Here is a 13,148-nt window from a genome sequence, read left to right as displayed (position 1 = left end):
GATATTAGAAAAGCATTGTCAAAAGCATTATTTGATTTTAAGTCTCATATGTCGTTTACGGTACAAATTGACTCTGTTTATGTTACTAAATAAGCAGAATCTTTCGTGGACACATCCATCGTATCCACCTGATTAAATGAGTAAACGGGGAATTGTAAGTGGAAGCATGTCCCCTTTTGTAATTCGCTACTCACACCTATTACACCTTCATGCTCTTCAATCACCTTTTTCACGAAAGCAAGGCCTAGTCCTGTCCCTGCTGATTTCGTCGTGTAAAAAGGCTGGAATAAGTTTTGAAGGGTAGCACTGTCCATGCCGACACCTTCGTCTTTAATTTGTAATTCAACAATTGCACAGTCAGCAGTCATTTCTACCGTGATCGTTCCACCATTATTCATGGATTCCATCGCATTTTTAATAAGATTCATGAATACTTGCTTTAAGCGATTTTCATTGCCACCAATGTATACTTGTGTAGAAGGAGAAATGTATTGAATCATAATATTTTTCATAAGTGCATCTGGAAGCATAAACTCTATCACTTGCTTCACAATGTTATTTAGCTCTAATAATTCAACTTTCATACTTGTTGGCTTGGACAATACTAAAAGCTCAGATAAAATTTGTTCCATCCGTTGAAGTTCACTATCGATGACAGATAAATACATACTGGACTCTTCATCAGCATTTAACTTTAATAGTTCGGTAAAGCCCTTTAAAGAAGTTAATGGATTACGGATTTCATGGGCGATACTTGCGGCCATTTGACCGACAACATTTAAAGCTTGCTGATGTTCAACTTTATGTTGAAGTTGTTTCTTTTCTGTTTCATCATTAATGACTGTGACAATAATATTATTGTATTCATCATAGATACTTGAAATTTCATAATAGCAAGGGGTAATAACTTGCGTTTCATCGACTACATGAATATTTGCATGCTTTTCACCCATCAGCTTAGAAAGGTATGAAGTAATTTGGCCTTTCTTAAGTGTAAAAGTATCAAAGATGTGCTGGTGTGCCTTATGAAGAAGTTGTGATTTCTCTATTTTCAAATACATCTCAGCATACTTATTTAGCCCAAGAATAATCCCGCTAGCGTCACTTATAATAACAGCGTACGGTAAGTGATCATAAGCATGGAAAGATTGTGATCTCTCTTGCTCTTGGCTAACATATAGTTCATGAGCTATGTCATTATTTAATGTTGAAATTTGTGCAACGATTTCTTCTGTGTTCGGATCATAAAAACATTTGAAAGACATCATTTCAAACTCATTACTAGCTGTTTGAATATTGAAGATTTCTTCTGATCTCAAATCACTTTGTAATTGTTTAACGAATTTTGCCCATTTTAAATTTGAAGACTCGTCCATTGTTAAATAACCTATATACGATGAATTGAGGTTAAACAGTTTAATAGCAGCCTCATTCATATTCAAAATTTTACCTACTTTATTAAGAATAAGTGTTGGTGACGAAGTACTTGTCATAAGATTTCCAAAACATTGATTAATATCATTTTGCTTCAACTTTCTCACCGAACCTTTCAATAGAGTAAAAAACCCCTTAATCGAATTTTGAGCCTTTACTATACTTTATGACTGCACGATTCTATTATTACAAAATTTAGTAAATTTAAGTATTTAAAATTATTTCACGAACTGTTCACAAAATAAATAGGCAAAAAGGATTATATTGTTTGACAGCTACTTGACTGTTACAATTAGAAATTGAAAGGAAGATTATTTCATGAATACTATTTTAACTACTTTAAACGCAAAGTATATTCACACAAATTTAGCACTGCGTTATTTAAAAGGTGCTGCTTTACCAGAATTTAATCCGATCATTGCAGAATATACAATTAAAGATCCTGCTTTTAATATTGTATCAGATTTATTCCAAAAAAACCCTGATATTGTAGGATTCAGCTGCTATATTTGGAATATTGAAGAAACTATCCACGTTATCAAAATGTTAAAAACTGTATGTCCAAATGTTAAAATTTTGCTCGGCGGACCTGAAGTTTCTTACGATTCGCACCATTGGTTACGTAGAATTGAAGAGGTTGATTTTATTGTTATGGGTGAAGGAGAAACTTCCTTTAAACAATTACTACGCCATTTGCATGGAGAAATTGCATTGGAGGATGTTCCAGGAATTTGCTACTTAGAAGATGGTAAAGTACGAATTCACGCACAAGCACCAAAAATTGATTTACGTGAATTGCCAAGTCCATTTCGTTTCGAGGAGGACCTCCCTCATCTAAGCAAACGAATCCAATATATTGAAACAAGTCGCGGCTGTCCATTTAGCTGTCAATTTTGTTTATCTTCTATTGAAGTAGGGGTTCGTTATTTTAACCGAGAAAAAATAAAAGAAGATATTCGATTTTTAATGGACAACGGTGCACGTACTATTAAATTTGTTGACCGTACATTTAATATAAGCCGCAGCTATGCGATGGAGATGTTCCAGTTTTTAATCGATGAACATAAGCCAGGGGTTGTATTCCAATTTGAAATTACCGCTGATATTATGCGTCCTGAAGTTATCCAGTTTTTAAATGATAACGCACCAAAGGGTCTTTTCCGTTTTGAAATCGGTGTTCAATCAACGAACGATTTAACAAATACTCTCGTGAAGCGCCGTCAAAACTTTGAAAAACTAACACGTACAGTAACAATGGTCAAAGAAGGTGGAAAGATTGATCAGCATTTAGATTTAATCGCTGGTTTACCAGAGGAGGATTATGCAAGCTTCCGTCAAACGTTTAATGACGTTTTCGCAATGCGCCCAGAAGAATTACAGCTTGGATTCCTTAAACTTCTGCGTGGTACAGGCCTTCGTCTAGAGGCTGAAAAATTTGGCTATACGTATGTGGACCAGTCACCTTACGAGATTTTCTCTAATAATGTCTTATCATTTGATGATATTGTGCGCATTAAACATGCAGAGGACGTGCTTGAGAAATACTGGAACGATCACCGTATGGATCATACGATTGAATATTTAGTAACTGAAGTGTTTGAAACACCATTTGATTTCTTCCAAAACTTCGGTACTTATTGGGAAACTAAAGGTTGGTCGCGTATCGGACATCAGCTTGAGGATTTATTCCTTCGTTTATTAATGTTTTTAGAAACTGTTGAGGGTGCTGATTTAACTATCATTCAAAGCCTAATGCAACTAGATTATTTAATGGCTCAACAGTTCCAGCCGCGTAAATTATGGTGGAAGGAGCGTCCTACAGAAGAGCAACAAAAAGCACTTTATTCGGCATTACGTGAAAACCCTGCAATCGCAGGTGAGCCATTTGCCAACTTCAATCTATCCGAAAAAGAGTTGTTTAAACATACGCTCATTATTCCGCATTACATCGATTACCAGAATTTCTCAAAAGGCAAAATTGTACAAAAAAATGGCTATCTTTTAACTTACTTCCGTCACGGTCAAGAACCATACTTTGCAACAATCGACTCTTTATAATAAGAAACGCTAGTCCATTAAAAAAATTTAGGACTAGCGTTTTTTCATACATTAAAAACTTTTAAATTTTTCAGCAACCTTTAAACCTAATCTATATAATTACATTTTTATTGAATCTATAGCAATTAATAATCATAGCTTTATTACATTTAACGGATGTTCTTTGAGGTATTACTATTATCCTAAAAAAGTTTAGTTCGAAAATATTAATGCATCAATACCTATTTGTTGGAAATATTACCTATTAAATAGTCATAATAACCAGGATAAAACAATTTAAAATTTTTCGACAATTTTGTGTCGACGGCAATTTCTTGTCAATTACGCAATCTAAATCCCCCTTTATGAATAGATTTTCTACTAAGATAACCTTTAAAATCCTCGTTTAATAAACTTATTGGCAACTGGAAAATAGTACGGAAATAAAAAAAGAGCTAAATTAGCTCTTTTTTTATAATCTTAGTTGTGAGTCATTCACATCAATGGTCTAGTACTTACCCAATAATTACTCTTTCCTTAGGATAGTGATAACTTGATTTTTTGCCTCTACCACCACCACCAAGAGTGTAAAGGAAGGAGATTAAACCGACACGACCCACGAACATTAAAATCATAATGATAATTTTACCAATTGCCGATAGATCAGAGGTAATCCCTAAAGACATCCCACACGTTCCGAACGCTGATGTAATTTCAAAAATTATTTGAATCAGTGATGCGTGTGGCTCAGTAATAAGTAAAATAATTGTTGCAACTAAAACCATAAAGAATGCCAATAAAATAACAACAAACGAGCGGAATACATCGATTAAATGTATTTCACGTCCGAATACTTGAATATCCTCTCTTCCTCGTGAAAAGGTAATTAGGAATAGAATAGCCATGGCAAACGTTGTTGTACGTATCCCTCCACCAACTGAACTTGGCGAAGAACCAATAAACATTAAAAAGCTCATAAAAATATCTGTCGCTTCACTAAAGGTTGTGACATCGTACGTCGTCAGTCCAGCTGATCGTGTTGAAACCGAATGGAACATTGCAGAAAACAGCGCTTCATGCCAAGACATTCCCTTAAAGGAATGGAATGATTCAAGCAATAAAATAACGAGAGCTCCTACCACAAATAAAATGGCATATGTGGAGGTTGTTATTTTTGTAAATAAACTAAAACGGAAATTTGCATGGCGATGAAGTAAAAAAGATTTCACTTCAATTAATACTGGGAAGCCTATCGCGCCTAGCACGATTAATAACATCGTTATTATTTGTACAAAGTAATCGTTATGAAACGGTAATAAACTCATGCCCGTAATATCAAAACCACCATTTGTAGTAGCAGAAATGGAGGCAAAAACACCATGAATCAACGCTTCTTCGAAAGTATCGAAATAGTTTGTAAAGTGCAACGTTAAAATAAACGCACCCATCACTTCAATACCGATTAAGATTTTCAATATTTCGCGAATTAATTGGACAACCCCTGACAAATTGTATTGATTATGGTCAATCATTATCAACTGACGCTCACGCATACCTATTTTTTTCCCAACTAGTAACCACACAAAGGTACCAAGTGACATAATGCCAATTGCGCCAAGTTGTAAAATGACAAGTACCATCACGAGGCCAAATGTTGTGTAGCTTTCAGATATATCGAATGTTGTTAAACCCGTTACACTAACTGCACTTACAGCCGTAAACAAACTATCTAATAATGAAACGTGTACACCTTCTTGATGAACGCCTGGTAGCCGTAGTAACAGGAAGGAAATCGCTATAGCTATAAAATAATAAGAGACAAGCACCTGAAAAGGTGTAACAAGTCTATTTTTTGATCTTTTCCAGGGCACGTTGACAACCCCTTCCTAATATGATGCCAAACTCGATAGATATTAGTATAGGAAAAATACTTAAAAAAAGAAAGAGGAATAGCTACGACTATCCCTCTAAATGATATTAAGCTTTATTTTTAAAACGAACTCCTACTAAATAACCTACTAATGCGATGCCCACTAATACGATCCAGAAAGTTAACTCCCACACAGTTGAATGTGGGAATTCTGCAGGTAAAATGCCCACCTTCTCATGTGACAAAGTCAGCACAACAAGCTTCACGCCTACCCAACCTACAATTAAAAACGCAGCCGTTTCAAGTGAAGGGTAGTCATTTAATATTTTCACAAACCATTGTGCAGCAAATCGCATCATGATCACTCCGATAAACCCTCCGAGTAACATGACAATAAATTGTCCACCATTGATGCCACCAATATCAAAGCTTCCTACTTTCGGTAAAGTAACAGCAATGGCAACTGCAGCAAGCATAGAATCAATAGCAAATGCAATATCCGCTGCCTCTACCTTAAGCACTGTCATCCAAAAACCAGAGCCCTTTTTCCTCGTTTCTTCACTAGATTCTTCTTCTGAATCCTTTTTATGACGCAAATCATATATATTTTTGGCGGACATGAATAATAAATAAGCTGCTCCCAATGCTTGAATTTGCCAATAATTCACTAATACTGTAATGACAAAAAGCGCTGAAAATCGGAAAATTAATGCACCAAATAATCCATAAAATAGTGCCTTTTTTTGTTGCTCATGAGGTAAATGCTTCACCATCACAGCCATTACTACTGCATTATCTGCTGCTAATAACCCTTCTAATACTACAAGTACAATAAGTACCCAACCGTATTGTAATACAATTGATTCCATTCATGTGCCTCCTCTAAAGCTCTGTATACCCAAATTAGTTTTACTATACGAGTACAAAAGAAAAGACCTCTGCCCCTATTAAAAGGCAAAGGTCTCGCTAAGCAAATAAATATCTGACAATTCATCAGTACCTCTCTATTACTAGTGGAATGAATACCGCAAGCATAGAGTAAATCGCTTATCACACCCGATGGTAAAAACCATGTCATGACGGATGTAATCCAGATACATCGCTCGTATCTGTTAGCTACTCCCCTTTGACAAAACGTCGAAGGTTCTTCTTCTGTAAGCACATTATAGCACTATCATATATGAGTGGCAAAATTATTCTACCCTACTATCTAATAGAAGGCTCTGATTTAAGCTACAGGGTACTACTACTTGAAGTCACTTTATTTGAATTTGATAACTTTTATCTTCTTTATGCGCTAAATAAAATTCAATCATTCTTGGCATAGTTTGTATAAAGTCGGGGCATGTAATATTACCTTTTTTCAAAATAGTCACTGCTTCCGATGTATCGAATTTAGCATCCCAAGTTAAATAATCTAAAGTTTCTTGCTCAACACCTAGATTTTTTCGAAGAAGTGGGACTTGTAAAGATAGTCTTGCTAGTGTTAGCGGTAATCGCCCCTTAGGATAATGGTTCGTTAATAATTTTACCATCGTCCGATACACTTCCTGTACCGGATGCGGATTTGGGTCCGTTAGATGTAAAGTTTTCCCTTCAGCACATTTTTCATCAACTAGATAAGTCGAAGCGTTTATAATGTAATCCACTGGCACTACATTTATTGTTGATTTCGATTGACCAATGTATGGAATAAAAGGTAGGCACTTTAATTTACCTACCATATTTAAAAAGAAATACGGCCCATCGAATTTAATCGTTTCTCCTGTTTCGGAATGTCCGCGTACGATACCAGGTCGAATAATTGTCAGCGGTATTTCAGATTTCAAATCCTCTACTCGATGCTCAGCTTCATACTTTGTTTCCTCATAATAGTTTTTAAATGCAGGCGGGCGAATTAATTCATTTTCTCTCAAAATACCTTCACGTATTCCTGCGACATACGCTGTACTGAAATACATATAGCGTCTTACGTTCGGAAGTGTGCGAACAAAATCATTGACCATAGTCGTACCATGCACATTTACCTTCCATGCGATGTCGCGTGGTACGGCTAAATCATAAATGGCAGCTAGATGCCATAGCACCTCTATTTGAGGTGTAATTTCCTGCACAGCTTGGTCTTCTAGACCGAGATTCGGTAATGTAATATCTCCCTCTACAATACGAATAGAACAGTTAGGAAACTCTGCTAAAATATGTTCTCTTTCTAAATTCGCTTTTATTAACTCACCAGCTAAAACAATGGCAATGACTTCATGTGATTGATTTTTTCGAAATAACTCTCGTATTAATTGACTTGAAATAAAACCCGGAAAGCCTGTAAAAAAATGAACCCCCATCTCTCATCCCCCCTGAACTTACCGCATCTTCCTAGCCATTAAGCTGTATACGATCGGTACAATATATAAAGTCAATAAAGTTGATGTCACAAGCCCTCCGATTACGACAATTCCCATCGGTTTATTCATCTCTGTTCCTTCACCGATGCCAAGAGCAAGTGGTAGCAATCCTAAAATCGTCGTTAGTGCAGTCATTAAAATTGGTCGAAGTCGATCTTGTGTAGCAAGTACAATCGCATCATACGTCGCCAGTCCTCTAGCTTTTTGTTGATTAATGTAATCTACAAGGACAATTCCATTATTCACGACAATCCCAACTAATATTAAGATGCCTATAACAGATGTCACACCAATTAGCGTGTTCGTAGCAAACATAGCAATAACAACACCAATGATCATTAAAGGTACTGTGAACATGATAACGAATGGATATTTAAAAGATTCAAACTGTGCGGCCATCACGATATATACAAGTACGACCGCTAACGCAACTGCTAAAAGCATATCATTAATCGCACTATCATAAAGCTCACGATCTCCACTAAAAACAACTTGCGTTTCAGTCGGCAAATCAGCTTTTTCCAATGCTTTGTCCACTTTAGCTGAGATGCCACCTAGCGATTCCTTCGTTTTATATTCTACAAAAAATGCAACAGCAGCAGCCTGATCAGAACGTCTTATCGATACTGGCCCTTCTTGTACAGAAACAGTTGCAATGTCCTCTAGTTTTACAAATAAACCTGCAGGTGAACGTAGCTGCATCGATTTTAATGACTCGATACTATCATTAAATACTTGTCCAAAGCCTGTATAAACAGGCAATACAGCACCATCCTCTGCCATTATTTGCGTAGTTAGCTGACCCTTTGTCATTTGATTGACCGTCTGAGCAATTTGTGCAGGCACAAATCCGTAGTCCTTCGCCTTTTCACGGTCTACTTCGACTTGAATTTCTTTTACAGTGATATCTAAATCCGTAGATACCTTTGTGATAGCATTCACCTTTGATAGCTCCTGCTGCACTTTATCAACAGAGCTATGAAGTCTTCGCTCATCAGAATCTGTTAACCTAAACGTTAATGTATTTGGTGACGAGCCTGTTGTCGTTGAGACATTGAAGTTGATTTCAACTTGCTCCCCTAGCTTTGCATACAAATCTCTTTCAACCTCTTCTACAAATTCAAAAATTGAACGTTCCCTATCTGCTAAAGGGACAAGCTTTACATATAGCTCAGCTTGGTTGGCACTTGTTTGTCCCCGAGCTTGTGCTTGTTGTGTACCACCGATTAAGCTAACATATACGTCAACATCTTTCTCCTGTTTCAAACGTTCCTCAATTTTCGCAACCACTTTTTCTGTTTCTAATACGGCTACCCCTTTTTCAAGATTTACACTTATGGATGCAAATCCTTCATCGGTTGGCGGTAAAAACTCCGTGCCAATTTTCATAAGTCCAAACAAGGCAAGTCCAAAACAGACAACTGTTGAGATTAGTACAAGCATACGGTGACGCAATACCCAAATAATTGATGTTTTGTAGCTCTTGTAAAAGGATGATTCATTTCGTTTTTCATAAATATTGAGTGATTTCATTTTTAAAAGACGACTTGCAAGCATTGGGACAACCGTTAACGCAACGACTAAAGAAGCGATTAAGCTAAAGGAAATAGTTAAAGCAAATTCTGTGAAAATTTGTCCTATTAATCCTTTAATAAACATTACAGGAATGAATACAGCAATTGTTGTGAGCGTGGACGCCGTAATCGCAAGCGCCACTTCCTTTGTCCCTTCCTTAGCTGCTTCGATAGGGCCCTTGCCAAGTCCTAAATGTCGTTCAATGTTTTCTATAACAACAATAGCATTATCAACAAGCATACCGATGCCAAGTGCTAACGCCCCTAATGTCATAATATTGAGTGAGAAATTGGCGAAAAACATTAAAACAAATGTAACAATAACCGAGTACGGAATCGCAATTCCAATAATAATAGGGCTTTTCACACTTCGTAGAAAGACAAATAACACGAGCATTGCGAATAATCCACCTAAAAGTAAAGAAGTTCCGATATTGCTAATCGCTAAATCTACGTAATTACCTTGGTCCACTAGCACGTCTGCAACGATTCCTTCATATTGCTTCTTCGTCAATAATTCATTTAAAGCCTTTTTGAAAGCTTTGGATACTTCTGCCGTATTAGCGCCTGATTCCTGTAATACAGACATTAGTACTGCAGGATGCTCATTTGCACGTGTCGTATTTATAGATTTTTGCTCCGTGCGTTCAACAGTTGCCACTTCTCCAACTGTTAATGCTTTACCATCTAGTGGATTTACCGAAATGATTAAATCTGCAATGCTTTCAGGTGAATTTAATATGCTTAAAATACGAGTTGTTAACATCTTTCCATCTGCTGTTAATACGGGTTCACCAGGAAGAGAAACATTGTTCGCTTGAATAATTTGAATAACATCTGCTTGAGTTAATCCTTTTTCAACTAACTTCGATTCGTCTAAAGTTAGTTGAACTTCTTCGACTAGCTTACCGGAAATATTTACACTCGCGACACCAGCAGTTCGACGAAGTTCCTTTTCCAAGGCTTCTGCCAGTAAACGTACATCTACATGGTCATTTTCCGCCCGTAGTGAAAGTTGTATGATAGGAAACTGAGATGGATCAAATTTTAAAAAGCTAGGTTTCTCAGCATCATTCGGTAAAGGGGTCATGTCGATGCGTTGTAAAATATCGAGCTGAGCATCTTCAATATTGGTTGACCAATCAAATTCGAGAACAATTAAATTAGATCCTTCTTGAGAGGTAGATTGTAGTTTTTTAATCCCTGGTAAGGTGGCAAGCGTTGTCTCCAATGGCTTCGTTATTTTCTCATTAACCTCGGTCGGACTTGCACCAGGATAAGAGGTAACAACGATGCCAATTGGTGGACGTAACTCAGGAATAAGCGTAATAGGTATTTTTAATAATGAAACTCCACCTAAAATAATGACTAATATCATTGTAACTATTGTAAAAACAGGCCTTTTAATAGAAAAATTACTAATATTCACTTTACAAGCTCCTTTTCCATCTCTTCCCTTCTATAATACCCGAAAAGGCGAATATTTTATAAATTTTGGAACTCCTCCATGTATTATAGGTTTAATATATAGCACAACGTGAAAATTAGGAGATGCAATTTGATTAATTATGCCTCAGCATAATTGCGTTCGGAATCGGCTTTGTGCTTAGGCCTGCAAGATGCAGGTCAGTTAGACGTTATCGCATGGATGCGATGATTTTAAGCTAACATCCTTTAAGAACTCCTTTCCGATTCCGTGACATCCACTTGAGGCTTTAACTCCTATCAGCGGTGTTTGAATACCCGCTGATAGAAGTTAAAGCGTATACCATATTTAAGTTGGTGCCGAATCTTATATTTCCTAATACTGTATATATTCTACATAAAGCTCTAATTTTCCTTGTAAAAAAACACGAATCGCAACATGTCGATTCGTGTTAGTTTGTTCACTTTTGAATGCCTATAAATGATAAAAACTCTACGCTATTGTTGATAGGAGTGGAAGGCTCCTCGACTCCCGTGGGAAAGCGAGACAGGTGAGACCCTACACGGAGCGCAAGCGAAGGAAGCGGCTCGACGCTCGCCCACAGGAAGCCCTACTCTGAGCGAAAGCGAAGCGTTAGCGACAAAGCGAGTAGCCTCGAACGGAAATCACCCTGGACAATTTTGCTTTTTATTATAAAAGGCTATACAGTTTAATGTTTTCGTTTTTATCTGCAAACCAACGCATAGCAAATTCATTTTCAAATAAGAAAACAAGATTATCAAAACGGTCTTTTACAAGCATTGAACGACCTGAAGACATTGATTCTTTAACATCCTCTTCGTTTTCAATCCATCTTGCAATTTTCGAACCGATTGGCTCCATCTTCACTTCAACATTATATTCGTTTTTCATACGATGCTCAAAAACCTCAAATTGTAATTGACCAACTGCTCCAAGAATAACTTCTTCTGTATGCAACGTTTTATAATATTGAATGGCGCCTTCTTGCACTAATTGTAAAATCCCTTTATGGAATTGCTTAGACTTCATAACATTTTTCGCAGTTACACGAACAAATAGCTCTGGCGTGAACTGTGGTAGTTTTTCAAATTGGAATGTCTTTTTACCACCTACGACTGTGTCGCCAATCTGATAAGTACCTGTGTCATATAAACCGATAATATCACCAGCTACTGCTTCATCTACTGTTTCACGGTCATCCGCAAGGAATTGTGTAGATTGTGTCACTTTGAATGATTTACCTGTACGAGATAAAGTCATGTTCATGCCACGTTCAAATTTACCCGATACGATACGCACAAAGGCAATACGGTCACGGTGTGCAGGGTTCATATTCGCTTGAATTTTGAAAATGAACCCTGAAAACTCCTCATGTTCAACTGGATCAATAAATAGTTCATTCTCAGTAATGCGAGGCTGTGGTGTCGGTGCAAATTGTAAATATGTTTCAAGGAATGTTTGTACACCGAAATTTGTTAAAGCAGAACCAAAGAAAACAGGTGTTAATTCACCACGGCGAATTTTTTCTTCCGAGTACTCATTACCCGCTTCGTCAAGCAACATAATGTCGTCCATTGCTTGTGAATAATAAGAAGTCACCTTCATCGGATGCTCAGCTGCAAGTTCCCCGTTTTCATCAATTGGCAAGAAACGTTCTGCTTCATCAGAACGGAATTGCTCGATACGTTTATTATAACGATCATAAATACCTAAAAACTCTTTACCCATACCGATCGGCCAGTTCATTGGGTAAGCGTTAATGCCCAATACCTCCTCAAGCTCTTCAATCAGCTCAAGTGGCTCCTTCCCTTGACGGTCAAGTTTATTAATAAACGTAAAAATTGGAATTCCACGCATTTTACAAACTTTGAACAGCTTTAAAGTTTGTGCTTCAATACCTTTGGCAGCATCTACGACCATGACAGCACTATCCACCGCCATTAATGTACGATACGTATCCTCTGAGAAATCTTGGTGACCTGGAGTATCCAAAATATTCACACGTGATCCATTATAATCAAATTGCATAACTGAAGAGGTTACAGAAATCCCACGTTGCTTTTCAATCTCCATCCAGTCAGATGTTGCAAATTTACCTGTTTTCTTCCCTTTTACCGTACCGGCATCACGAATCGCACCACCAAATAGTAAAAGCTTTTCTGTAATCGTCGTTTTCCCAGCATCAGGGTGACTGATAATGGCAAAAGTTCGACGTGATAATATATCTTTTTCTAAATTTGAATTCATCTCGTCATTCTCCTTTTTTCATACTTACTAATAATAAAAGAAGACTTGCCTTTCTTACAACCTTTTTACATGAATTCCCCAAAGAATACTTAGCTAGGTCCAATGTGGATAGTTCCTCAAACACTCATGATGATCAT

General features: G+C 37.0%; 7 protein-coding genes. 1 reads left to right on the top strand and 6 read right to left on the bottom strand.

The features are described 5' to 3' along the window. Positions 1-77: 77 nt before the first annotated feature. Positions 78-1,553 (bottom strand): PAS domain-containing sensor histidine kinase, encoded by a 1,476-nt coding sequence (locus tag AC3WSO_RS04955; protein ID WP_492529215.1) that lies wholly within the window; start codon positions 1,551-1,553, stop codon positions 78-80. Between the two features lie 199 nt (positions 1,554-1,752). Here AC3WSO_RS04955 and AC3WSO_RS04950 point away from each other — a divergent pair, with 199 nt between their 5' ends. Then, positions 1,753-3,492, top strand: a complete 1,740-nt coding sequence (locus tag AC3WSO_RS04950; protein ID WP_492529213.1) for a B12-binding domain-containing radical SAM protein — start codon at positions 1,753-1,755, stop codon at positions 3,490-3,492. A gap of 494 nt (positions 3,493-3,986) precedes the next feature. Here the strand turns inward: AC3WSO_RS04950 and AC3WSO_RS04945 are convergent, their stop codons facing one another. The 5 genes from AC3WSO_RS04945 to AC3WSO_RS04925 all read right to left on the bottom strand — a co-directional run bounded on the left by AC3WSO_RS04945 (position 3,987) and on the right by AC3WSO_RS04925 (position 13,011). Continuing rightward, the gene (locus tag AC3WSO_RS04945; protein ID WP_492529211.1) at positions 3,987-5,342 is read right to left on the bottom strand and encodes a TrkH family potassium uptake protein; all 1,356 of its coding nucleotides are present in this window, start codon (positions 5,340-5,342) and stop codon (positions 3,987-3,989) included. Between the two features lie 106 nt (positions 5,343-5,448). Beyond that, entirely contained in the window at positions 5,449-6,210 is a 762-nt protein-coding gene (locus AC3WSO_RS04940) for a TerC family protein (RefSeq protein ID WP_492529209.1), read from the bottom strand. Positions 6,211-6,597: 387 nt separating this feature from the next. Continuing rightward, entirely contained in the window at positions 6,598-7,683 is a 1,086-nt protein-coding gene (locus AC3WSO_RS04935) for an SDR family oxidoreductase (RefSeq protein ID WP_492529207.1), read from the bottom strand. 18 nt (positions 7,684-7,701) lie between these two features. Beyond that, positions 7,702-10,746 carry an efflux RND transporter permease subunit gene (locus AC3WSO_RS04930; protein WP_492529205.1) on the bottom strand — a complete coding sequence of 1,015 codons (3,045 nt, stop codon included), beginning with the start codon at positions 10,744-10,746 and terminating at the stop codon, positions 7,702-7,704. A 687-nt stretch (positions 10,747-11,433) separates the two neighbouring features. After that, a complete protein-coding gene (locus tag AC3WSO_RS04925) occupies positions 11,434-13,011 on the bottom strand; it encodes a peptide chain release factor 3 (protein ID WP_492529203.1) in 1,578 nt (525 codons plus the stop codon). Positions 13,012-13,148 lie beyond the last annotated feature (137 nt).

Source organism: Lysinibacillus sp. EB106-09-02-XG168 (genome assembly GCF_058791475.1).
Note: the sequence above shows the minus strand (reverse complement) of the source record. Positions and strands in the feature narration are given on the sequence as shown.

What these genes read in the sequence shown, in the direction of transcription:
- AC3WSO_RS04950 (WP_492529213.1), top strand. Translation starts at nt 1,753, where the DNA reads ATGAATACTATTTTAACTACTTTAAACGCAAAGTATATTCACACAAAT.
- AC3WSO_RS04925 (WP_492529203.1), bottom strand. Translation starts at nt 13,011, where the DNA reads ATGAATTCAAATTTAGAAAAAGATATATTATCACGTCGAACTTTTGCC.
- AC3WSO_RS04940 (WP_492529209.1), bottom strand. Translation starts at nt 6,210, where the DNA reads ATGGAATCAATTGTATTACAATACGGTTGGGTACTTATTGTACTTGTA.
- AC3WSO_RS04935 (WP_492529207.1), bottom strand. Translation starts at nt 7,683, where the DNA reads ATGGGGGTTCATTTTTTTACAGGCTTTCCGGGTTTTATTTCAAGTCAA.